Below are 21,284 nucleotides of genomic sequence, written 5' to 3' on the forward strand. Positions count from 1 at the left end.
GATGTCATGATGGTGTGTCCATCGTCGAGCCGCTCCGGTCGCGGATCGCGGATGCGGGTGCGAGCTGATCGACCAACCAGTCGCGGGCGAGTTCGGCGGCCTTCTCCAGTGCGCCCGGTTCGGCGAACAGGTGCGTTGCACCGGGCACTACCGCTACAGCGGCCGCACACGACATCTCCTGTGCCGCGAGACGGTTCAGCTCCAGCACGACATGGTCGTCTCCGCCCGCGATCAGCAGAGTCGGCGCGCGCACCGCCGCGAGAGCCGCCGTCCCGGCCAGGTCGGGGCGCCCACCGCGCGACACAACCGCGGCGATGTCCACGCTCGGGTCGGCGGCCGCCCGGAGCGCGGCGGCGGCACCCGTGCTCGCCCCGAAATAGCCGATCCGCAGGCCGGTGATGCCGCTTTGCCGGGACAGCCAGTCGGTGACGTCGACCAGTCGCCGCGACAACAGCTCGATATCGAAGACCCTTGCCCGATGGACCTCCTCGTCCGGAGTGAGCAGGTCGAAAAGTAGCGTCCCCAACCCGGCCCGATTGAGCACGTCGGCCACATACCGATTGCGCGGGCTGTGGCGACTGCTGCCGCTGCCGTGTGCGAACACCACCATCCCCAGCGGGTTCTCCGGAATGGTGAGGTGTCCGGGCAACTCCGCCTCCGCGGCCTGGACCCACACTTCATCGTCGCGCAGCGGCGGATCGACGGCGGAGTCCGACCGTGGCTCCCGCGCCCGACCGGCGGCCCGGCGCAGCAGTGCGGTGACCTCAGCGTCGGAGACCTGGCCGAAACGGTGATACCAAGAGCCGACAGCGCCGAACCAGGTCGGCACCTCCAGGCAGACGACTTCGTCGGCTTGGTCCTTCAGCATCGCAAGCGTGTCCCGGGGAGCCACCGGAACCGCCAGCACGACGCGCTGCGCGCCGTGCGCCCACGCCACCTGACAGGCGGCGCGGGCGGTTGCGCCGGTGGCGATGCCGTCGTCGACGACGACAACGGTGCGGCCAGCCATCGGGACACGCGGATGCGTACGCCGCAGCCGCTCGGCCCTGCGCGTGAGCTCGTCGCGTTCGCGGCGTTCCACACCCGCCATGTCGTCGCTCGAAAGCTGCGTGTAGGCGACGACGACGTCGTTGGTCACCTTCACGTCTTCCTCGCCGATAGCGCCGAAAGCGAGCTCCGGCTGATACGGCACACCGAGTTTGCGTACCACGATCACGTCCAGTGGCGCATCCAGTGCCTGCGCGACCTCGTAGGCGACGGGAACACCGCCGCGCGGCAGGCCGACCACGACGACATCCTCGTCCCGGAGATACTGCAGCCGCTCCGCCAACCGACGTCCGGCGTCACGACGATCATCGAACAGCATCACGAAACCTCCTCACGGATTTCTTCAGCGTGGGCTGTGATACGGCGTGCCGGCAGGTCCGATCGTCGCTGAGTCGAGAGCCCTTGGTCCCGGATGCCCTGTCACGCTGTCGCAGCCCGTTGCGGCGGACGAGTCAGCTGCCCGACGCTCCCCACTCACGGCCGTGCGCTGGTCGTCTGAATGCGGTTCAGTGCCCAGCTGCTCTATTTCGTGTGGTGACGGTGGGTTCTTCGCGGGTGTATCGGGCATGTCCGCCGGTTTCGACGAGTGGTTCGATGTCGGTCGCCGGTGCGCTGGGCAGCGGCGCGGGGCTGTAGCGCCGAAGGCGATTGGCGTTGCCGACGACGGAGAGCGAGCTCAGCGCCATCGCGGCGGCGGCGAGGATGGGGCTGAGGTGAATGCCGAATAACGGGTAGAGCGCTCCGGCGGCGACGGGGACGCCGATGGCGTTGTAGAGGAGGGCGAAGAACAGGTTTTGGCGAATATTCCGCATCGTCGCGCGGGAGAGCCGGATCGCGGTGACGACGCCGCTCAGCGAGCCGGAGATGAGGGTGATGTCGGCGGCTTCGATGGCGATGTCGGTCCCGGTCCCGATAGCGAGTCCGGTATCCGCCCGGGCGAGGGCGGGGGCGTCGTTGATGCCGTCGCCGACCATGCCGACTCGGCGTCCTTCTGTTTGCAGCCGGTTGACTTCGTCGGCCTTGTGTTCAGGAAGTACTTCGGCGAGCACGCGCTGGATGCCCACCTGGCGCGCGATGGCGGCGGCGGTTCGTGTGTTGTCACCGGTGATCATGACGACGTCGAGGCCGATCTGCCGCAGGGCGGCGATAGCGTCGGCGGAATCGTCTTTGACCGTGTCGGCGACGGCGAGCACGCCGACAGGTGTGTTGTCCACAGCGGCCAGGATCGGTGTCTTTCCTTGGCTGGAGAACTCGGCGGCGACGGGGTCGAGTGCGCCGGTGTCGATTCCGGCGTCGCTCAGTAGTCGGCGGGTGCCGACCAGCACGGCGTGGTCGTCGACGGTGGCTTGCACGCCTTTGCCGGTGATCGAGTCGAAACTGGACGCGGTCGGCGGGGCGAGACCCTGGGAGCGGACCGCATCGACGATCGCGGCGGCAAGAGGGTGTTCGCTGTCGGCTTCGGCGGCGGCCACGAGAGCGAGCAGATCCCGATCGGACAGCTGTGTGGCGGTGTGGATGTCGGTGAGGGCCGGTTTTCCCGCGGTGATGGTGCCCGTCTTGTCGAGCACGATGGTGTCGAGTTTGTGCGCGGTCTCCAGGGCTTCGGCCGAGCGGATGAGGATGCCGGCCTGGGCGCCTTTTCCGGTGCCGACCATGATCGACAGCGGGGTGGCCAGGCCGAGGGCGCACGGGCAGGCGATGATCAGCACAGCGACGGCGGAAACCAGACCGAGCGTGAATGCCGGTGGCGGCCCCGTGATGTACCAGACCGCGAACGCGGTGATGGCGATCGCGATGACCGCGGGGACGAAGTATCCGGAGATGCCGTCGGCCAACCGCTGGATGGGGGCCTTGGACGCTTGGGCCTGCTGCACCATGCGAATGATCTGGGCGAGCATCGTATCGGCGCCGACCTTGGCGGCACGCACACGCAGAGAGCCGGTGCCATTGATGGTGGCGCCGATGACCGCATCGCCGGTGTGCTTGGTGACCGGAATGGACTCGCCGGTGACCATCGACTCGTCGACGGCGGAGGATCCGGTCAGGACAGTGGCATCGACCGGGATCTTCTCACCCGGCCGGATCACCAGCTCGTCACCGACGACGACCTCATCGACCGGGATCTCGGCTTCGGTACCGTCCCGGATTACGCGGGCGGTGCGGGCTCGGAGGCCGAGCAAGGCGCGGATGGCCTCGCCGGTGCCCGCCTTCGCGCGTGCTTCGAGCAACCGACCGAGCATGATCAAGGTGAGGATCACACCGACAGCTTCGTAGTACACCTCGCGGACGTCCTCGGGGAGAAGCCCAGGGGCGAGAGTCACGACCAGGCTGTAGCCGTAGGCGGCCAGGGTCCCGAGGGTGATGAGGCTGTTCATATCGGCACCGCGATGAACCAAGGTCAGCCAACCCGTGCGGTGGATCGGCCAGCCGGTATAGAACATCACCGGGGTTATCAGTGCGAACTGGAACCAGTGACTCAGCAGCACAGCTGGCACCCATTCGGCACGAAAAACCTCATGCGCCATGACGGCGACCAACACGGGTGCGGTGAGAATCGCGCCGACGCTCACTCGGCGCGTCAGGTCGCTGATCTCGCCGCGCCGCTCCTGCGCCTGCGCGGCTTCCTCGTCCGCGGCGGTGTGCCCCGCGAATCCGATGGGTGCGGCCGCGGTGGTGGTGGCTGGCGCGGTGTCCGTGTCGTCGGCGGGTTCGACGACCAGGGTGCCGTGGATCATGTTCATGCCGCAGGCGAACCCGAACCTGCCGGATCGTGACGGCTGAATCCGGACCGTTGTGCGGGAGAAGGCAGGAAGCGCCGCGCTGACACCGATATCGGGGAAGACGACGCGGGAGGTGCAGTCACCGGTTTCCCGGCGGTTGAAGACCAGCTCGAGGGGAACGTTCTGGCGCACCCGGATGACCTCGGGCTGATAGCCGCCGTGCACAGTGACCTCGACCCGCTGCACACCGTCGGCCACCTGCGCCGTTCGGGCGCGGCGGGTACCGAAGAAGTACCAGGCAAGTCCAGCGACGAGAGCGACCGCGGCCGCCAGCACCACTATGTCGTCGGCCTTCACGGCGGGCTCCCTTCATCAGCTCACGGGACTATGTTCGATCCTGCTCCCGAGTACGGCATGGGGGTAGGGAATACGGGTGCGGAACTCGGGTCTTTCGGAGCCGGATGCGGTGACGGGCTGCCCTTCAGCGAGGTGGACGACATTCCGCTCACCTTCCGTGCCCCTCGATGTGTCAGGGCCCTGCACGGCATGTCGGCTCGACCGGGTCGCGCTCTCGGGCCACGACTGGTGACAGATGACTCTCGGCCCGCCCGAATAGTGCTGTTCGGCCGTATCCCGATCGGTGTACGGCGCGCACAGTGAGAGAACCGGACACTCCGAAGTAAAGGAGAGACTGCGGTGATGTTCTGGTACAGCAACGGCATGACCGGATGGGGATACGGTCTGATGACCGTCAGCATGGTGATCTTCTGGGCGCTGGTCATCGGTGGCATCGTGGCACTGATCCGCTACACCGCGGCCCCATCCCAGCGGCAGTCCACGGCGCCACCGCAGCATGGGCCCACTCCGCAGCAGGTGCTGGCCGACCGTTACGCCCGTGGCGAGATCGACGAGGAGGAATACATCCGTCGATTGACAACACTCGACAGCGCCATTTCCACATGAGTGGATCGGCATGGTTCGAAGGCAGCAGGCGATGACCACCCGCGAATCCCACATGTCCCAATCGGATCTGTTCTCGTGGAACATGGAGCGCGATCCAGCGCTGCGCTCGACGATCGTCTCGGTTCTGATTCTCGATACCGATCCGGACTGGGATCGTTTGGCGGAGACGATCGATCGCGGCACTCGCATCGTGCCGAGGTTGCGGCATCGGTTGGTCGCCGCGCCGTTCGGTCTCGCCCCGCCGCGGTGGGTGCTCGATTCGGATTTCGACCTGTCCTGGCACCTACGCCGTTCCGCGCTCCCGGCACCGGCGGACCTCTCCGCGGTACTCGAGTTCGCCCGCACCGAAGCGATGACCGCGTTCGATCCGGCCCGCCCACTATGGCGCTCGACTTTGCTCAGCGGCTTGAACGGCGCGGGATGCGCGCTGGTGATGACGGTGCACCACAGTCTCACCGATGGCATCGGCGGCATTCAGATCGCCACAGCGCTGCTCGACTTCGATCGGGCGGGAACCGAGCGCGCCCATCCGCCCGAGCCGTCGCAGGACCGGGACGGCGCGCTCCGCGACATCGTGGCGTGGAACTGGTCGGTCGGCTCGGATCTTCTTCTCGGCGGTATGCGGGCCACGCCGCGGACCGCATGGCGGGCTGTCACTCATCCCGCGCGGGCGGCGCGCGATGGTGCCGCGCTGGCGACCTCGCTGGTCCGGCTGGCCCAGCCCGTCACGGCGACGCTGTCGCCGGTGATGACCGAGCGCAGTCTCCGTCGTCGGCTGGCGGTATTGGACGCTCCCGTCGAGCAGCTACGCCGTGCCGCGCGGGCGGTTGGCTGCACCGTGAACGATGCGTTTCTCACCGCTGTGGTCATCGGACTCCGTATGTATCACGATCGGCACGGGGCGAGAGTCGACCAGCTGCGGGTGACCATGCCGATCAGCCTTCGCACAGCCGACGATCCACTCGGCGGCAACCGGATCACTCTCGCTCGTTTCGCGTTGCCGGCCGACATCCCAGACACCGCGGACTTGATGCGCGCAGTGGACGCCGCGGTCGGCGCCTGGCGCCGCGAGCCAGCGATACCGCTGTCCGGTGCCGTCGCCGCGGCGTTCAACCGTTTGCCGGCCGGACTGCTCACCGAGATGCTCAAACATATCGACTTCCTCGCGTCCAACGTCCCGGGTTCCCCGGTACCTCTCTATATCGCCGGGGCGCGGATCGACCGGATGTACGCTTTCGGTCCCACCATCGGTACGGCCGTCAACGTGACCCTGACCTCGCATGCCGGAACGTGCTACATCGCGATCAACGCCGATACCGCCGCGATTCCCGACATCGCGATCTTGACCGACTGCCTCGCCGCCGGTTTCGCCACCGTGTTCCGCCTCGGCGCCGAGGGCGAATCAGAGGCCGGCGCCGAACTCCCCGCCGTATCCGCCGAGGTGGGTGTCTCGGGCGCGGTCACGCGGAAGCCCGAAGATGCCCGGGCGCCAGGATGCGGATAAGGAACAGCCCGGTCGTCGCCGCCACCACCGCAGCCATCGCAAGGCCCCCCAGCGCCCCGATCACGGCCGTGACCATCGTCGACTGCCCTGCCCGCCACAAGGGGGTCGTGAGCGTGGTGAAGGTGGCCAGCCCCGCGATCCAGCCGACCGCGTTGCCCCAGATCCACAGCACCGCACGATCCGACCAGCGCCGCAACACAGACCACTGCGCGACGCCGATAGCGAACACCATCACAAGCGCCCCCGCGGCGACCACCGGGACCTGGACCGCGACCGGCCAATTGCCGAATTGGTCACCGTAGAGTACCGGCACCAGTCCGACGGTCCACGCGACGAGCGCACCGGCCACCGTGGCCATGATCCAGTCGCGGGTCGGGAATTCGCGCAACCACCAGCGCAATACGCGACTTTGGAAAAAGGCGAGCACGCCGCCTTCGATCGCGGCCGCGATCAGCAGTGCGGCCGCGATCACGCCGGGCGCCGAGTCGGCGGTCAGAGCACCCGCCGCGGCAGGTGCGGCGAAGCCGAGAGTTTCCCCAGCGGTGACCGCGACGAACCAGCGGCGGCTCAACTCCCGGCGCGCCGGCGTCGTCTTCTCCGCGCCTACAACGATCACCACGTACGGATCATCCACGTCGATCCGCTGCCGTGGATGCGCCTTCTGGTACACCGCCTCCACCTCTTCGTGTTCCAGTGATCCGGGCGCCGCGACATGCCCTATACCTGTCAACCACAACCCGTCTGTCCTGATCGACACCGGATGCGGTGACCGGAAATTCCGCCACCATGTCTTCGTGGCGGCGTTCGCCACTCGGACCACGACGCTGTCGCCCACCCGCACATACGACACCGGCAGGGCGATATGCCGCCCGGATGACCGCCCTTGGTACCGCAACTCGCCGATCGTCTGCTGTAACCCGACCGGCAGCCGCAATGCCATCAGCACCGCGGATGCGCCCAGTCCTGGTCTCTCGTACCTGATGGTCGTCACGAATACCTCCCCGCCGCAGCAGATTCCTTGTTCCCTATTGCGATTCTTCGCGCCCTACGCGCGCTCCCACAGGAGCGAAAGTCACCATCCGGCGGCCGTTCGTGATCCCGGCAAGACCCTGGAAGAGGACGTTGGTCCCGCGTGCCGAAGGCAGGAGGCCTCTCCCGGATTCTCGCGCACCCCGTCACGCTGGGCATATGTCCTCGGAACAGTCCCGCGCCCCCGCATCCGTGAGGTGAGACCGATGTACGCACGTGACGTCCTCAGCAGGCCCGTGGTGACGGTGCGGCCAGAGACACCGCTGCGCGAGGCGACGGCGCTGCTGACCGCACATGGTTTCGCCGCCCTGCCCGTGGTCGACGAGCAGGGCCGGGTCGTCGGCATGCTCTCCGAATCCGACGCGCTGGGAGTCGGCCCCAGCCTGGCGAACGCCACCGTCGAGACGGTGATGTCGGTCCCGGTCGAGGTGATCACGCCCGGCACCGATACCTCGACGATCGCCTCCCGCCTACTCGCGGGACATTTGCGTTCGATGCCGGTCGTCGAGGCGGGACTGCTCGTCGGGATCGTGTCCCGTCGCGACCTGCTGCGCGCTCTGATCAGTGACGACGCCACCCTCGAGGCGAAAATCCGGGTGCTGTTGGATGAATACGCTGGCAGTCGTCGGCAGTGGTCCATCGAGGTGGCCGACGGAGCGGTCACCATTCGCGGCATCTTCGCCGACCCCAGCGAACAACAGGTCATCGCCGCCCTCGCCAACACCGTCGACGGTGTACACCACGTCGAGGTGATAGACGACGCCAGGATCGTGCCCGACCGCTGAACAGCCGCTCTGTCACCGGGATCTTCGGGTGGGCGACAGCCCCCTTCGCTCGGCTCACACAAGGCTGCCGACAGACTTCGTCCAGCTGCTTCCCTCAGGGACTCAACAGGACTCGGTGAGGAAGTCGACGCAGGAGTGGATGGTGGCAAGCCGAGGGTAGTCGCTCTCCTCGATCCGGTGGCTGGCGGTGGAGAGGCGTTCGACGAAGGTCTGGAAATCGATCGAGTCGAGCTCCAGGGTGCTGCGCAGCGGCTCGTCTGGACCGAGAGCGGCGATCTCCGCCTCGGTGGCGAACCCGCGCAGCGATTCGCGGACGAGGTCCTCGGCGGTCTCACGGGTCAGGGTTCGGGGCATCGGGTATCACAGCTCCTCTGGATGCTGAAGAAGGTCGGAGATGGTGTTGAGGAAGCGGGCGCCGACCGCGCCGTCGCTGGCGCGATGATCCGCGGAGAGGGTCGCGATCACCTGGGGGCGCACGCCCAGCAGTCCGTCCACCGCACAGGGTCGTTCGGTGACCGCACCGAATCCGACGATCGCGACCTGTGGCGCGGCGATCACACCGAAGACCGAATCCACACCGAGATCACCGAGATTCGTCACTGTGATGGTCGCCGGAACGGCGTCAGCGGAACGCAGCCGGGTCGTACGAGCTCTGCCGACCACGCCGCGCAGTGCCTCCATCATCGTTGAGGGAGCGAGTGTGTCCGCGTCGGGGATGGTGGGCACCATGATGCCGCCGCCGCGCAGCGACACCACGACGCCGAGATGGACGGCGGACGCCGGTCGGAACTCGTCGTCGAGCCAGTGTCCGTTCAGTTGGGGCACCTTCTTCGCCGCCCGCGCCGTCGCGCACAGCAGCAGGGCAGGCGACAGGATCCGGGCGGGAACGGGGGTCTGCCGGTTCGTCTCCCCCAGCCAGCGCGATGCGGCATCCATATCGATGGTGCCGGACAGGTAGTAATGCGGCACGGTCTGTTTCGACCTGGTCATGGCCGCCGCGATCAGCTTCCGGACCGCGATCGGATCATGTTGCGGCACTTCCGCAGCGACGTCGGGCGCTGCACGGCGGGGTTGGCTCGGCACCGAGTCCCGGGTGGAGATATGGTCGGCATCAGCGACGTGCACATCCCGCGCACGCACCGCACCAGCCGGACCGGTACCCGATACGTTCGCCAGACCGATTCCGGATTCGGCGGCCAACCGACGCGCGTACCCGGAGGCGCGCGCCACATCCCTTCGTGGCGAAAGATGTTCCGTATCCTCTCGTGGCGCAACGCGTTCGCGGGGCGGCGCCGGCGGTCCCACGGCAGGCGCTCCGTCACCCCGGCCAGTGGCCGCGCGATCAACACGCGGTGCCGCGCGCTCGCCGGTGGAGATCGCACCCTCGATATCCGCGCGCACGATTCGGCCACCGGGACCGGACCCGCGGATGGTCGTCAGGTCGATACCGGCTTCGTCCGCCAGCCGCCGAATCAGCGGCGTCGCACGAGCACCGTTGTCCTTGGAGACTCCCCCGCTCGAAATCAACTCGGGGCGCACACGTTCGGCAGGTGAAGCCATGCCTGCTGTGTGGGCCGGTACCTCGGCTGATGCGGCACCGCCTTCGGTGCGAGGACGAGCGGGCGACGCAGCGCTCGCCGCCTCCGTGGCGGTTTCGATCGTCGCCAGCGTGGTGCCGACCGGTACCTTGCTGCCCTCCGAGACCAGGATGGACCCGATGACGCCGTCATCGAAGCATTCGACTTCGATCGCCGCCTTGGTGGTGTCCACCTCCGCGACCACGTCCCCCTTGTGCACGACATCGCCGGGATGCACAAGCCAGTGCAGCAGTGTGCCCTCGACCATGTCGGCGCCGAGGGACGGCATCCGGAACTCGGCCACGTCAGCTCACCGCCTTACGGACGGCGTCGACGACGGCATCCGACCGCGGCAGAGCCGCTTCCTCCAACTGGCGCGCGTACGGAATCGGTACCTCGGCGGTACAGACCCGGATGATCGGGGCGTCGAGGTCGTAGTAGGCGTGCTCGGCCGCGCGTGCGGCGATTTCGGCCGCGACACCGACGCTGCGCCAACCCTCGTCGACGATTACCAGACGGTGCGTGCGCGCCACCGACTCGAGCACCGTTTTCTCGTCCAGCGGTCGCAGGCTGCGCAGATCGATGACTTCCGCGGCGATTCCCTCGTCGGCGAGCAGCCCGGCGGCCGCCTCGGCGATCGGCAGCGTGCCGCCATAGGCGACGACGGTGACATCCGTTCCCGCCCGCCGCAGCACCGCTCGGTCGATGTCGACCGCGCCCGCGTCCGCGGGCAGTTCGGCCTCGCTGTTGTACAGCGCGATCGGCTCGAAGATCACAACCGGGTCCGGATCTTGCAGCGCGGTCCACAGCATGCCTCGGGCGTCGGCCACTGTGGCCGGTGAAACCACCCGCAGCCCGGGAATGTGCGCGTAGAACGCCTCGAGGCTGTGCGAATGCTGGGCCGCCAGCTGGCGGCCCGCGCCGGTCGCCATCCGGATCACCAAGGGCACCCCGAGCTGACCGCCCGACATGTGCCGCAAGGTCGCGGCGTTGTTGAGGATCTGGTCCAGCGCGAGCAGGCTGAAGTTGCCGGTCATGACTTCCACAATCGGCCGCATACCACCCAGCGCCGCACCGATTCCCGCGCCGACGAACGCCGATTCGCTCAATGGGGTGTCCCGGATCCGGCGCGGGCCGTATTCCTCGAGCAAGCCGCGGCTCACGCCGAAGCAGCCGCCATAGGCGCCGACATCCTCACCCATCAGGAACACGCGGTCATCGCGATTCAGCGCTTCTCGCAGCGCTTCGCGCATTGCCTCCCGGTAGGTGATCATGGTCGCTCCGCGTAGACGTGACGGGTCAGATCGGCCACCGGTTCCAGCGGTCCTGCGTCGGCCGCGGCGATCGCGTCGTCGAGTTCGGCGTCAACGGCGTCCTCGAGGGTGGACAAGTCCTGCTCAGCCAGGTCTCCCGACGCCCGCAGTTCGGCCGACAGCCGGGGAATCGGATCACGCGTCTTCCACCGCTCGATCTCGGCTTTGTCCCGGTAGCGGTCGGCGTCGTAGAGCGAGTGCGCGCGGAACCGGTAGGTCCGCAATTCCAGGAAGCAGGGTCCGCCACCGCCGCGAATGGATTCCACCGCCCGCCGGGTAGCCGCCGCCACCGCTTCGGCGTCCATGCCGTCTACGGGCCAGGACATCAATCCGTAGGTCGCCGCGCGCAATGCCAGATCGGTGACCGCGTGCTCGCGGTGCAGCGCGGTCCCCATCGCGTATCGGTTGTTCTCACACGCGAACAAGATGGGAAGCCGCCACAATGCGGCGAGGTTCAGGCACTCGTGGAACTCGCCCTCGGCGGCGGCGCCGTCACCGAACAGGCACACCGTCACCACAGAGCGGTCCCGCAAGGCGTCGGCCAGAGCGAGACCGACCGCCAGCGGCAGCCCGCCAGCGACGATCGCGTTGCCGCCGTAGAAGCGGCGTCCGGCATCGAACAGATGCATGGACCCGCCCCGGCCTCCGCTGCAACCGGACGCACGCCCGAACATTTCGGCCATCAACGCGGCCATCGGAATGCCACGCGCCAGCGCGTGTCCGTGTTCCCGATAGGTCGACACAACCGCGTCCTCGGGGCGGATCTCGCGCAGCAGCCCGGCCGCGACAGCCTCCTCGCCGACGTACAGGTGCAGGAAGCCGCGGATCTTCTCGGCGCTGTAGAGACGCACACAGCGTTCCTCGAATCGCCGGATACGAATCATCTGCCGCAGCAGTTCGATTCGCTCCGCGGTAGCCAGCGGCAGCCGATCACCGACATGGCCGGGCAGTTCGGTGGCGGTCACTGTGCGCCCTCCAAGGTCGACACATCACCTTCGGGCAAGCCGAGTTCGCGGGCCTTCAGCAGTCGGCGCATCACTTTGCCGCTGCGGGTGTGTGGCAGGCTCTCGGCGAACGCGATCTCCTTCGGCGCAACCGCGCCCAGCGCCCGGCGGCCGAACGCCAAAATCTCGGTCCGAAGACGTTCCGAGGCAACGTATTCCGGCCGCAGTAGGACGAAGGCCTTCACCAGCTCCCCGGCCACCGGATCCGGTGTGCCGATCACGCCTACCTCCGCCACCGCCGGATGCGCCATCAGCGCGCTCTCCACCTCGAACGGCCCGACCAGGTGACCGGCCGACTTGATCACGTCGTCGGCGCGGCCGACGAACCAGTAGTAGCCGTCGGCATCGCGTCGGGCCAGGTCGCCGGACAGATACCACCCGGCGGCGAATGCCCGCGCATATCTGGTGGCATCGCCCCAGTAGCCGCGGAACATCGACGGCCAGTCCGCCCGTAGTGCGAGCTCACCGATTTCCTCCGTGTCAGCGAACCGGACGCCGCCGTCGACCACCGCCGCTCGGCCGTCGGGTCCGCGGCGCAGGATCGTGGCCTCGATGCCGGGCAGCGGGCGTCCCATCGAGCCCGGCCGGACCTGTTCGGCGGCGAGGTTGGCGATCATGATCGCGCCGGTCTCGGTCTGCCACCAGTTGTCGTGCACCGGCCTACCCAGCACCCGCTGTCCCCACACGACCACTTCGGGATTCAACGGCTCCCCCACGCTGGCGGCGAATCGCAGCCGCGACAGGTCGGTGCCGTCGGGGAGTGCGTCGCCACGGCGCATCAGCATGCGCAATGCGGTCGGCGCGGTGTACCACACCGAGACTTGTTCCGCGGTGAGGATCTCGTACCACCGTGGAGCGTCGAAGTCCGCCTCGTCGCTGATCACGGTGGCACCCAGGCTCAGCGGCGCGATCACCCCGTAGGACATCCCGGTCACCCAGCCCGGATCCGCGGTACACCAGAAGACGTCGCCGGGCCGCAGATCAAGCGCGTAGCGAGCGGTGATCCGGTGCGCGAGGACCGCGCGGTGCACATGGATCGCGCCTTTCGGCTTTCCGGTGGTCCCGCTGGTGAAATGCAGCAGCGCCGGGTCTTCTGGCTCGGTGCGCACGATCGGGAATTCGGCATCGGCGGCCACCATGGCAAGAGACAAATCGATGGTGTCATCCACCGGTTCGGCGTCGGGGGCCGCGTCGGTGACGAGCACATGCCGCAGCGACGGCAACCCGTCGCGGATCGGGGCGACCTTACGTCGATAGAGGTCCGTCGTGGTGATCAGGGTCGTGGCCTCGGCGATGGCGAGTCGCTGCCGCACCGGCTCCGGCCCGAAGGCCGAGAACAGGGGCAACACCACGCATCCGGCCTTCCATGTGCCGAGCGCGGCGATATACAGCTCAGGCGTCCGGCCCAGCAGAATGCACACTCGTTCGCCCGGGTGCACACCCAGTCCGTGCAGTACCCCGGCGAATCGGTTACTGAGGGTGGCGAGATCGGCGTAGGTCAGGGTCGATCGCTCGCCCGAAGCGCGCAGCGCCCGCAGGGCGGTGGCGTCGGCCAGCGGGGTGCCGAGGTGACGATCGACCGCCTCGTGGGCGATGTTCACTCCCCCGCCGGGCAGCCCCGACAAGTCCGATCGCGCGGCTGTCCATTCGAATGTCTGGCAGGACAGCCGATAGTCGGTCAGATTCGCACCGGCACGCTCGGACGCGGACTTCTCGATCGGTTCCCAGCGCGTCGGCGCGTCATGGCTCACAGTTCTCATTTCTGCCTCCGTCGTCCAGTCAACGACGCAGATCCGAGAGCCGGGAGGGCGCAAAGACCATCCCTGATAGTGACCTCCGTCGTTTCCCGGGCTGTGACGGTCGGCAGTGCTCATCGTGGCGGGACCATTCCCCCTGTGCAGACCACACTGCGCGAGACGCTTGGCGAGCAGATCGAGAACCACCGGAACTCCCGATGACCGCTGATCTCGCCCTCCGCGGCACGCCCTACGGCGGAAACGAGCAACGGAGCCGACGGTGACCATGGTCCCGTCAGCGCGGGCACGAGGCCTCTCACCGAGCCGGACGCCCGCGAGGAGGCTTCTCGATATGAACCAGGAAAAGCCCCGCATCGCGGTTGTCTACGCGACCGAACAGGGATCGACTCGCGATATCGCTGAGTTCATCAGCGACGAACTCGCGGGCCGCGACGCGACTGTCCAGCTCGCGGATATCGACCATGCTCCCGACCTGTCCCGTTTCGACACACTCGTACTGGGTAGTGCCGTGCACAACATGGATTTACTGCCCGCCGCGACCGAGTACGTGCAGGCCCACCGCGACGAGCTCTCCAGTCGTGACGTCTGGCTGTTCAGCGTGGGGCTCGGCCCGGCCCTGCGCGGGCCGATCGGCCGCCTTGCCGCTCGGATCGTGCCGAAGAAGATCGCCGCACTGCGGGATTCCATCGCGGCACATGACTACCGGGCGTTCGCGGGACGTTACGAACGTGCGGGCATCTCTCTGCGCACCCGTCTCCTCTACCGAATTTTGGGTGGCGGCCGCTACGGGGACCTGCGCGACTGGGCGGCGATCCGCGCATGGACGGACACCATCGCCCAGAGTCTGCGGCTGCCGAAGGCCCGCTCCACAACGATCCACCCGTGATCGGCGCATCGGATGAGCTATCACCGCGACCCCCTCGCACCAGCGATCCACACCGCACACGAGTGGCTGCGCGCCATTGCCGAAGGGCTCGCCACCGACGACCGGGCATTCGCACACCGCGCGCTACGCGCGTGGCTGCACACGGTACGTGACCGCATCAATATCAACGCGACCGCCCACCTGAGCGCCCAGCTTCCCGAACTGCTGCGCGGCATCTTCTTCGAGGGCTGGGTTCCCGCCCGTGTCCCTGGCCCGCACGATGTGCCCTCGTTCCTCACACAGTTCGCCCAGGAGGCGGGCGTTTCGCAGGACGAGGCGGCCGCCCTCGCCGGCGCGGTCACCGACGCGCTCGCCGGCTTGTTCTCCGCCGGACAGCTCGACCACGTCTTCACACTGTTGCCGGAGGATCTGCGGCGGATTCTGCTCGGCAGCGAACTCGCCGGCACGTTGCAGGCGGACGTTGTCACCCAGCAGGAACCGTCTCGCCTCGACGAATTCGACAACCGGCTGCGCGCACTGTCCGACGCTGTGGCAGTGCTCGCGTGGACGTTGGAGAAGCAGCCCGGCGGCCGATCGCATGACGCGGCACCGGTATCCGCCGCCCAGCAGGCGCATCGGATTCCGCTCGCCGAAGAACTGACCGGTTCTGGGACGCCAACCGCTGACCGGCCCGCTCACCGGGAGGGTGTTTCGTGACCAGACCGGAGGACCTGAGCACGCGGGACGGCATGGGATGATGCGTCAAACATTTCCGCTCGGCCGGATCTCCGGGATCCGCCTCGGCGCACACTGGTCGGCGCTGGTCACGGTCGGACTGTTCACCTGGATCCTGGGCTCTTACCTGACCGGCACGGCCGCCACGGCCGTAGTATGGGCGACCGCGGTCGTCGGTGCCGTCCTGCTGTGTGCCGCGCTACTAGCGCATGAGCTCGCGCATTCGATCGTCGCCCGGCGCAACGGGATCCGGGTCGAACGGGTGGTGCTGTGGCTGCTCGGCGGTGTTTCGGAATTGACCGAAGAACCGCGGGACGCGCGGACCGATCTGCGCATCGCCATCGTCGGGCCCGTTACCAGCCTGGCGATCGCCGTCGTCGCCTTCCTGGCCGCCGCCGCCACCGCGGTGGTTGACCCCGACGGGCCGATCACCGCTGTCCTGGTGTGGCTGGCCGTCATGAACGCGGTACTGGGATTGTTCAACTTGCTGCCCGGCGCGCCCCTGGACGGAGGTCGGGTGTTGCGCGCGGTGATCTGGTGGCGTACCGGTGACCGGTTGCGGGCGGCGACTTCGGCCGCGCGAAGCGGACAATTTCTCGCCACCTTCCTGATAATGCTCGGCATCGCCGAACTGATCCTGTTCAGACATCTCGGCGGGCTGTGGCTGATGTTGCTGGGCTGGTTCCTGCAGTCCGCGGCATTCGCCGAACTCACCGTCGCCGGCCTGCGACATCGGCTGGGCGACAGCAAGGTCAGCGATGTGATGACTGCCCGTCCGATGGCGATTCCGGCGGCCTGGTCGATCACCGACCTGCTGCACTCGAACGCGGTGGCCAGTGGGCATCGGGTCTTCCCGGTCGTCGACGACGCCGGTCGTCCGACCGCTGTCGTGGCCTGGTCGGATCTCGCCGCGGTCGCCGAGCCCGCGCGCGCGGGCACCACGGTGGGCCGCGTCGCACGCGCGCTGCCCGCGGGCGCGATCGCCCGCGCGGACGAGCCGCTCGGCGATGTCGCGTCCCGGGTGGTGCTGCGTCCCAACTTGGACGCGGTCGCCGTCGTCGACGCTGACGGCAGACTGACGGGGCTGATCACCTCGACCGATCTGGTCCTCGCCTGTGATCGCTCCGCCCTCGGCCTGCCGCTGCGAATCGGTGAGCGCCCGCGTCTTCCGTCGGCCATCGACGAGGGGAGAACGCCATGACATCCGCACCGGTCATCCGGGACGAACCGCAGCCGGTCTTCCACGACCGTCGCGAGGCCGGTCACGTGCTGGCCGGGCTGCTCGAACACTATCGAGGCGATCCGGATGTGATCGTAGTCGGCCTCGCCCGCGGCGGTGTGCCCGTCGCCTGGGAAATCGCCGCCGCACTCGGCGCGCCACTGGACACACTCATCGTGCGTAAGCTCGGCGCTCCGGGGAGCCGCCGAGTCCGGAGCCTGGCGATCCGCTGCCGAGTGACCCGGGAATTTCCTACGCCGCTGTGTCCGGATTCGCCAGATTCGTTGTCCGGCAACGAATCGCGGAGATTCCTGAGAAGATCAGCGGGAGGCCGCGGTCCCGTCACTTCCTTCGGGGGCAGCGGTCGAGGACGGCCCTGGTCTGTGGTTCCGGGGCCGCCGTTCAGCTCAGCAGCTTTTCGTAGACGGCGCGGGTCTTGCCGGGCCCCTTGTAGTCGGTGATCACCGATACCCCGTCGATGGTGTGGTCGCCGGGAATGCTGGTGAACCCCAGCGTGATCCACGCGGCGTGCGCTGCGCGGTTGTCGGGTTCAGAGGTCAGATACAGCCGCCGGCATCCCCACTCGCGGCCGCGGTCGGCGACGGTGTCGATCAGCGCCCGGGTGGTCCCTTGCCGCCGGTGACCAGGGTGAGTGATGACGTCCTGGAAGTAGATGTCATCGGGGTCGTCCTGGCTGCGGAAAGCGATCACCGCGCCGACGATTGCGTCGTCGACGACGGCGAGGGGGCAGGTGCTAGAGAACAGGGTGGCATACAGCCAGTAGTCCGAGCTGGTGCGCGGCGTGATGTAGGGGGCGCCGGTGCCCATGAGGTCGATGACCTCGCCGATGCGCGGCACCGACAGCGGTTCGATCCTCATTCGAGCACCGCGGTCGTCACCTACCCCGAAACCGTTGAACCGGCCCACATTCTCGCAGATTTCCGCTGGCGCTACCCGCCCCGGCACCACTATCGCCGCCATGAACGAATTCACTCGCACCGTCAACACCGCACTCAGCATCGGCTACAGCCATTCCACCGAACCCTACGACGGGCTCTACCACTGGCTCATACGCCGCCACATCATGGTCGATCCGAACCATCAACGACGTGTCCAAGCTCAGCTGCGCACACTGCCGGTGAACGAAAAAGCCGTTGCCACGGCCACTGATGGCGATGCTTCCCAGATCATCGAGTCCGGCCTGCCGGAGGCGGCCGGTTCGCCACGCGAGATCCCTCATGCTGAGACCGAACCAGCTGCTGCACAGGACAACTCAGCTCGCCAGACCGATAACCGGATCCTATAAACGACCAGCGAGGTCGACACAACCGCCCATCCAGCGGGGCACAAGTGGCTCCCGGTGATATGAAATGACATCGGGGACCTGCGCCAACTGCCCGAGCACCTGCCCCGCCGAAATGCTACAGCGAAACCATGATCACCGCCTCGGCCGCGAGGGCCCGGACAACTGGGCCCCTACGACCAGCCATACCGCTGATGTCCCGATGGACGATGGGCGGGCGGTTGGATGCGTCCTCATAATTGTCTGAAGGCGATCGGAATGCCCTCCCACGTGTCGGAGCCCTCGTCACCGCCCGGAATCCCATACATCACGTCATCTGGATTCTGATTCGTCCGATTGTTCTGCCACGAGACCATCAGATTCTGCCTGCTCGGACAAAGATTGCGCCAATGGATGGTCGTCGTCGACGTGCCACTGTCGGTCCACCACCACTGGATGCACTCTGCCACGCCTTCATGCCTGTCCACCGCAGTTTCCTGCCCGCCTTGCGCGGAGCCGGCGAACGCCGCCACTGAGACAGCAGCAGCCACAAGAATCACCGCCAGCTTGCTTGTCGAGGTCACGTTCTGGATCCCTATCTGTCGCGAATCTCGTTGTGAACTCAGTTTTAACGCCTTCCCGCGCCTGGAGACCGCTATGACCCCGCGAATGCCACCGCGACAGCAGGCAACTCCTGCGGCCCCTTGGCTCGGTGACCTGCGGGCGGTGCGCAACGCGAAGCGCTCGACGCTGCGCAATCATCAGGAAGCGGTTCAGAGGTTCTGCGCCTACCTGATCGACCCCGCTTACCCGTGGTCGACGATCTGTGAGCAGCGGTTCGGCATTCACCCGATCCAGATGGTCCACGAGTGGAACACCGCCGAGCACATCGACGACGCCGAATCCGATTCGGCAAGCGAGCATTCACTCGGAAGGAGTTGGTCGCCCTGTTCGACCACGCTGATGAGCAGGTGGTGCGCATCCGCGCCGCCAGTCGCAAGGGCTGGCTCCCCGCGTTCCGGGATGCCGACACCCAGACCCCGGAACGGCTTTCGCTGCCCGTGTTGGCCGCACTTTGCGACATCTTCGAGTGCACCGACTTGCCCGGCGACGACGTGGAGATCCTTCGTCATCCGCGCCTCGAGCGCGCCATCGGCGTCATCTACCAGCCTCGCACCGAACGCCAGAGCCACTAATTCCATACCCGCCTCGCCGACCGGTACGACGCCGTCATCCACATCGACAACACCACCCTCGCACCGCTGAACCCGGGTAGCCACTGGACCTCCACAGCCACGCCGGAGACCTACCCCACGGGGCTGTAGGGACCCGTCGAAGATGCCCTTCGGCTGCCGCGAGTGCCATTGCCATGGCGAGCGGCGGTGCCGAACGCTTCCGGATCGTTCCACCATCCGGCTCAACCACTGGCGGGCATGTCCATCGCCGGGCGCCAGGTCGTCGTAGACGTGTCACACCAGGGCGGCTCGGGCTTGCGCGTATGCGATGACGTCCTCCGCGTAAGCAGACGCATGTCGTTTCGCGAAGCAGGTCCGCAGGTGGTCGACGGCGTCGTCCAGTTCCGGTCCCGGCCCGCGGTCGGCGAGCAGGACGACGATCGCCTCCCATGTCTCGATCCGCGGGTCCGGATCTGCCCGCAGCTCATCGAGATAACGGCCCGGTTCCAGCAGCCGTAGCGCCCGGCGCGCGTACGCGTGCACACGTCGGGGCAGCTCCGCGCGGATGGCGTCGACGTCCGTCCGCAGCGCGTGCTGTCCCGGTTGCGCCGGGTCGAGCCGTAGCGACCACAAGGCGGTCAGGTCGTCCGGCATGCCGTGGTCGGCGATCAGACCGGGCCCGGTGGCTCGCTCGAGCGGCGTGAGCGGGAGACCCAACTGCGCGTTGCGCCAGTTGAGGAACTCCCACCAAGCGGTCGGAGTGGCGCTCAGACTGAGGCCGAGCGTGAGCACCTGCTGTCCGCGCGTCCAGGTGCGGAATGTCCGGGTGCGGCCGACGGATGCCACACCGCCCGGCTCGACTCGCACCCAGGTCGGATCGGAGCCGTGAAACCCGTACGCCTCCAGCAGCTTCCCTGTCTCGCGTAGCAGGCGGCGCAGTGCCGACTCGGGTCTGACCATGTCGGCAGACTAACGGTGCGCGCCGACAAGTTATCCGAGGGCGTGCCGAAATTCCCTAGGTCGGCGCAAGTTTTCGGAGTGCCCGGGTCCCAGCTGATCGCAAAGGGGAAGCACGACCACCCAGAGTGCCTGAATGAAACTTCGCGGGAAGTTGAGCCGCAGCGGGGCGAATGCGGAATGCGTGGAGTTTGTGTTCCTCGATGGCCGCATGGTCGGTGTTCGCGACTCCAAGAGCCCGACCGGCCCGGCGCTGACGTTCGGTGTGGAGCGGCGCCGGATCACTGCGGAGCCGGGATGTGGTCGAGCGAGTCGATGGCGGCATGGAGTTTGGCACCGGCTTGGGCGGCGATGGGTTGCAGTGCCGGGTTGTCGGTGACCTGGACGATCAGTTGCGGGTTCATCGCCTCGACGATGATGGTGGTGTCGGAGGTGGGATCGCGGCGCACGATGACGTTGCAGGGCAGCAGCAGCCCGATCTGGCGGTCGACGCCGACGGCTTGGTGGGCCAGGGGTGGGTTGCAGGCGCCGAGGATGAGGTAGTCCTCCATGTCCTCGCCGAGTTTGGCTTTGAGGGTGGCGCGCATGTCGATTTCGGTGAGAACTCCGAATCCTTGCTGAGACAGCGCGTTTCGGGTGCGGGTGACTGCTTCGTCGAAGCTGGTGTGCAGTGTGGTGGACAGGCCCAGGTTCATGGTGTGGTCATGCCTTTCTGTGCGCGGGGTGGTTGTCGGTCAGGACTGCGCAGGGGCGCAGGCGATGGCGCCCGCCGGTATACCCAGTCGGGCCATCAGCAGGCTGGCCGGGCACCAGCCGACTGCGCTGTAGAGCAGCAGGTTGGCGCCGACCAGCGCGGTGACGGTCGACCACCATGGCGACACCGTCAGCGTGAGTGCGGTGCTCAGCAACACCAGCGTCCCGGCCAGCAGTGGGACCAGTCGGGCGATGGTCCATTCGCGGTCTCGCACGGGCTGGGTCATAGGAGGCTCCGTTCGTGGGATTGTCCCGCTGGCCGTTCGGTCGTTCAGGCCAGGGCGAGGAATAGTCTTTCCAGTTCATCCACGGTCATCGGGTTGGCGCCGTCGGCGGTGTCGCCGGTGAGGCATTCGCGCAGTCCGGTAGCGACGATCTTGAATCCGGCGCGGTCGAGTGCGCGCGAGACCGCCGCCAGTTGGGTGACGACGTCTTTGCAGTCGCGTCCTTGTTCGATCATGGCGATGACGCCGGCGAGCTGACCGTGAGCGCGGCGCAGTCTGTTGAGTACTTCGGTGATCGCGGTGTCGTCGCCGACCATGGTGTGTCTCCTCGTGTCGTGAATCCCTTCCCAATATACCCCTGGGGGTATTAGTGCT

General features: G+C 67.3%; 23 protein-coding genes. 9 read left to right on the forward strand and 14 right to left on the reverse strand.

Annotation, left to right across the window (positions count from 1 at the left end):
- Nucleotides 1–4 precede the first annotated feature (4 nt).
- Nucleotides 5–1,369: a phosphoribosyltransferase family protein gene (locus ON34_RS30965; RefSeq protein ID WP_245548284.1), complete on the reverse strand. Its 1,365-nt coding sequence runs from the start codon at nucleotides 1,367–1,369 to the stop codon at nucleotides 5–7.
- Nucleotides 1,370–1,553: 184 nt separating this feature from the next.
- Entirely contained in the window at nucleotides 1,554–4,124 is a 2,571-nt protein-coding gene (locus ON34_RS30970; RefSeq protein WP_040786438.1) for a heavy metal translocating P-type ATPase, read from the reverse strand.
- A gap of 342 nt (nucleotides 4,125–4,466) precedes the next feature.
- Between ON34_RS30970 and ON34_RS30975 the strand changes: the two genes are divergently transcribed.
- Nucleotides 4,467–4,730, forward strand: coding sequence for an SHOCT domain-containing protein (locus ON34_RS30975; RefSeq protein ID WP_373291992.1), 264 nt, complete (start codon nucleotides 4,467–4,469; stop codon nucleotides 4,728–4,730).
- 31 nt (nucleotides 4,731–4,761) lie between these two features.
- Entirely contained in the window at nucleotides 4,762–6,234 is a 1,473-nt protein-coding gene (locus ON34_RS30980; RefSeq protein WP_063821782.1) for a wax ester/triacylglycerol synthase domain-containing protein, read from the forward strand.
- Here the strand turns inward: ON34_RS30980 and ON34_RS35155 are convergent.
- On the reverse strand, nucleotides 6,191–7,225 hold the full coding sequence (locus ON34_RS35155; RefSeq protein WP_157172533.1) for a hypothetical protein: 1,035 nt from the start codon (nucleotides 7,223–7,225) through the stop codon (nucleotides 6,191–6,193). The genes ON34_RS30980 and ON34_RS35155 overlap by 44 nt on opposite strands.
- A gap of 244 nt (nucleotides 7,226–7,469) precedes the next feature.
- Between ON34_RS35155 and ON34_RS30990 the strand changes: the two genes are divergently transcribed.
- Nucleotides 7,470–8,048 carry a CBS domain-containing protein gene (locus tag ON34_RS30990; protein WP_040786444.1) on the forward strand — a complete coding sequence of 193 codons (579 nt, stop codon included), beginning with the start codon at nucleotides 7,470–7,472 and terminating at the stop codon, nucleotides 8,046–8,048.
- Between the two features lie 102 nt (nucleotides 8,049–8,150).
- Here the strand turns inward: ON34_RS30990 and ON34_RS30995 are convergent, their stop codons facing one another.
- From ON34_RS30995 to acsA, 5 genes are read right to left on the reverse strand one after another with little or no spacing between them, the layout of a single operon-like run.
- A complete protein-coding gene (locus ON34_RS30995) occupies nucleotides 8,151–8,402 on the reverse strand; it encodes a hypothetical protein (protein WP_040786447.1) in 252 nt (83 codons plus the stop codon).
- 6 nt (nucleotides 8,403–8,408) lie between these two features.
- Nucleotides 8,409–9,929, reverse strand: a complete 1,521-nt coding sequence (locus ON34_RS31000) for a dihydrolipoamide acetyltransferase family protein (protein WP_040786450.1) — start codon at nucleotides 9,927–9,929, stop codon at nucleotides 8,409–8,411.
- 1 nt (nucleotide 9,930) lies between these two features.
- Nucleotides 9,931–10,899, reverse strand: a complete 969-nt coding sequence (locus tag ON34_RS31005) for an alpha-ketoacid dehydrogenase subunit beta (protein ID WP_040786453.1) — start codon at nucleotides 10,897–10,899, stop codon at nucleotides 9,931–9,933.
- Nucleotides 10,896–11,858: a pyruvate dehydrogenase (acetyl-transferring) E1 component subunit alpha gene (gene pdhA, locus ON34_RS31010; protein WP_373291994.1), complete on the reverse strand. Its 963-nt coding sequence runs from the start codon at nucleotides 11,856–11,858 to the stop codon at nucleotides 10,896–10,898. The genes ON34_RS31005 and pdhA overlap by 4 nt, the downstream gene beginning before the upstream one ends.
- A 41-nt stretch (nucleotides 11,859–11,899) precedes the next feature.
- Entirely contained in the window at nucleotides 11,900–13,702 is a 1,803-nt protein-coding gene (gene acsA / locus ON34_RS31015) for an acetate--CoA ligase (protein ID WP_040786456.1), read from the reverse strand.
- 328 nt (nucleotides 13,703–14,030) lie between these two features.
- Between acsA and ON34_RS31020 the strand changes: the two genes are divergently transcribed.
- Genes ON34_RS31020 through ON34_RS31030 form a run of 3 tightly spaced genes read left to right on the forward strand, consistent with a single transcriptional unit; the run spans nucleotide 14,031 to nucleotide 16,500 of the window.
- The gene (locus ON34_RS31020) at nucleotides 14,031–14,585 is read left to right on the forward strand and encodes a flavodoxin domain-containing protein (protein ID WP_040786459.1); all 555 of its coding nucleotides are present in this window, start codon (nucleotides 14,031–14,033) and stop codon (nucleotides 14,583–14,585) included.
- Nucleotides 14,586–14,597: 12 nt separating this feature from the next.
- Nucleotides 14,598–15,281 carry a DUF2267 domain-containing protein gene (locus tag ON34_RS34010; RefSeq protein ID WP_051023387.1) on the forward strand — a complete coding sequence of 228 codons (684 nt, stop codon included), beginning with the start codon at nucleotides 14,598–14,600 and terminating at the stop codon, nucleotides 15,279–15,281.
- A 37-nt stretch (nucleotides 15,282–15,318) separates the two neighbouring features.
- Nucleotides 15,319–16,500 (forward strand): site-2 protease family protein, encoded by a 1,182-nt coding sequence (locus ON34_RS31030; RefSeq protein WP_040786462.1) that lies wholly within the window; start codon nucleotides 15,319–15,321, stop codon nucleotides 16,498–16,500.
- Between the two features lie 420 nt (nucleotides 16,501–16,920).
- Here ON34_RS31030 and ON34_RS31035 read toward each other — a convergent pair whose 3' ends face one another.
- Complete coding sequence (locus tag ON34_RS31035) at nucleotides 16,921–17,397, reverse strand: GNAT family N-acetyltransferase (protein ID WP_040786465.1); 477 nt, start codon at nucleotides 17,395–17,397, stop codon at nucleotides 16,921–16,923.
- Nucleotides 17,398–17,497: 100 nt separating this feature from the next.
- Between ON34_RS31035 and ON34_RS31040 the strand changes: the two genes are divergently transcribed.
- On the forward strand, nucleotides 17,498–17,824 hold the full coding sequence (locus ON34_RS31040; protein WP_040786468.1) for a hypothetical protein: 327 nt from the start codon (nucleotides 17,498–17,500) through the stop codon (nucleotides 17,822–17,824).
- 230 nt (nucleotides 17,825–18,054) lie between these two features.
- On the opposite strand, the gene ON34_RS31045 is transcribed toward ON34_RS31040, so the two are convergent.
- Nucleotides 18,055–18,384, reverse strand: a complete 330-nt coding sequence (locus tag ON34_RS31045) for a hypothetical protein (RefSeq protein ID WP_040786471.1) — start codon at nucleotides 18,382–18,384, stop codon at nucleotides 18,055–18,057.
- Nucleotides 18,385–18,738: 354 nt separating this feature from the next.
- Here ON34_RS31045 and ON34_RS38695 point away from each other — a divergent pair, with 354 nt between their 5' ends.
- Nucleotides 18,739–18,996 (forward strand): helix-turn-helix domain-containing protein, encoded by a 258-nt coding sequence (locus ON34_RS38695; protein ID WP_040786473.1) that lies wholly within the window; start codon nucleotides 18,739–18,741, stop codon nucleotides 18,994–18,996.
- A gap of 273 nt (nucleotides 18,997–19,269) precedes the next feature.
- Here ON34_RS38695 and ON34_RS31055 read toward each other — a convergent pair whose 3' ends face one another.
- Nucleotides 19,270–19,935 carry a hypothetical protein gene (locus ON34_RS31055; protein WP_040786474.1) on the reverse strand — a complete coding sequence of 222 codons (666 nt, stop codon included), beginning with the start codon at nucleotides 19,933–19,935 and terminating at the stop codon, nucleotides 19,270–19,272.
- A gap of 133 nt (nucleotides 19,936–20,068) precedes the next feature.
- Here ON34_RS31055 and ON34_RS35170 point away from each other — a divergent pair, with 133 nt between their 5' ends.
- Nucleotides 20,069–20,311 carry a DUF397 domain-containing protein gene (locus tag ON34_RS35170; protein WP_083889923.1) on the forward strand — a complete coding sequence of 81 codons (243 nt, stop codon included), beginning with the start codon at nucleotides 20,069–20,071 and terminating at the stop codon, nucleotides 20,309–20,311.
- Here ON34_RS35170 and ON34_RS31060 read toward each other — a convergent pair.
- From ON34_RS31060 to ON34_RS31070, 3 genes are read right to left on the reverse strand one after another with little or no spacing between them, the layout of a single operon-like run.
- Entirely contained in the window at nucleotides 20,214–20,627 is a 414-nt protein-coding gene (locus ON34_RS31060) for a DUF302 domain-containing protein (RefSeq protein ID WP_040786476.1), read from the reverse strand. The genes ON34_RS35170 and ON34_RS31060 overlap by 98 nt on opposite strands.
- Nucleotides 20,628–20,666: 39 nt before the next feature.
- Nucleotides 20,667–20,912: a YgaP family membrane protein gene (locus ON34_RS31065; protein ID WP_040786478.1), complete on the reverse strand. Its 246-nt coding sequence runs from the start codon at nucleotides 20,910–20,912 to the stop codon at nucleotides 20,667–20,669.
- A 44-nt stretch (nucleotides 20,913–20,956) separates the two neighbouring features.
- Nucleotides 20,957–21,226: a metal-sensitive transcriptional regulator gene (locus ON34_RS31070; protein WP_040786479.1), complete on the reverse strand. Its 270-nt coding sequence runs from the start codon at nucleotides 21,224–21,226 to the stop codon at nucleotides 20,957–20,959.
- Between the last annotated feature and the right edge of the window lie 58 nt (nucleotides 21,227–21,284).

It is taken from the genome of Nocardia pneumoniae NBRC 100136 (assembly GCF_000308755.1).
GTDB classification, from domain to species: domain Bacteria; phylum Actinomycetota; class Actinomycetes; order Mycobacteriales; family Mycobacteriaceae; genus Nocardia; species Nocardia pneumoniae.

Coding starts and splice junctions, on each gene's coding strand:
- ON34_RS30975 (WP_373291992.1), top strand. CDS start 4,467: ATGTTCTGGTACAGCAACGGCATGACCGGATGGGGATACGGTCTGATG.
- ON34_RS30980 (WP_063821782.1), top strand. CDS start 4,762: ATGACCACCCGCGAATCCCACATGTCCCAATCGGATCTGTTCTCGTGG.
- ON34_RS30990 (WP_040786444.1), top strand. CDS start 7,470: ATGTACGCACGTGACGTCCTCAGCAGGCCCGTGGTGACGGTGCGGCCA.
- ON34_RS30995 (WP_040786447.1), bottom strand. CDS start 8,402: ATGCCCCGAACCCTGACCCGTGAGACCGCCGAGGACCTCGTCCGCGAA.
- ON34_RS31005 (WP_040786453.1), bottom strand. CDS start 10,899: ATGATCACCTACCGGGAGGCAATGCGCGAAGCGCTGCGAGAAGCGCTG.
- acsA (WP_040786456.1), bottom strand. CDS start 13,702: ATGAGAACTGTGAGCCATGACGCGCCGACGCGCTGGGAACCGATCGAG.
- ON34_RS31020 (WP_040786459.1), top strand. CDS start 14,031: ATGAACCAGGAAAAGCCCCGCATCGCGGTTGTCTACGCGACCGAACAG.
- ON34_RS34010 (WP_051023387.1), top strand. CDS start 14,598: ATGAGCTATCACCGCGACCCCCTCGCACCAGCGATCCACACCGCACAC.
- ON34_RS31030 (WP_040786462.1), top strand. CDS start 15,319: ATGATGCGTCAAACATTTCCGCTCGGCCGGATCTCCGGGATCCGCCTC.
- ON34_RS31035 (WP_040786465.1), bottom strand. CDS start 17,397: ATGAGGATCGAACCGCTGTCGGTGCCGCGCATCGGCGAGGTCATCGAC.
- ON34_RS31040 (WP_040786468.1), top strand. CDS start 17,498: ATGAACGAATTCACTCGCACCGTCAACACCGCACTCAGCATCGGCTAC.
- ON34_RS31055 (WP_040786474.1), bottom strand. CDS start 19,935: ATGGTCAGACCCGAGTCGGCACTGCGCCGCCTGCTACGCGAGACAGGG.
- ON34_RS35170 (WP_083889923.1), top strand. CDS start 20,069: ATGAAACTTCGCGGGAAGTTGAGCCGCAGCGGGGCGAATGCGGAATGC.
- ON34_RS31060 (WP_040786476.1), bottom strand. CDS start 20,627: ATGAACCTGGGCCTGTCCACCACACTGCACACCAGCTTCGACGAAGCA.
- ON34_RS31065 (WP_040786478.1), bottom strand. CDS start 20,912: ATGACCCAGCCCGTGCGAGACCGCGAATGGACCATCGCCCGACTGGTC.
- ON34_RS31070 (WP_040786479.1), bottom strand. CDS start 21,226: ATGGTCGGCGACGACACCGCGATCACCGAAGTACTCAACAGACTGCGC.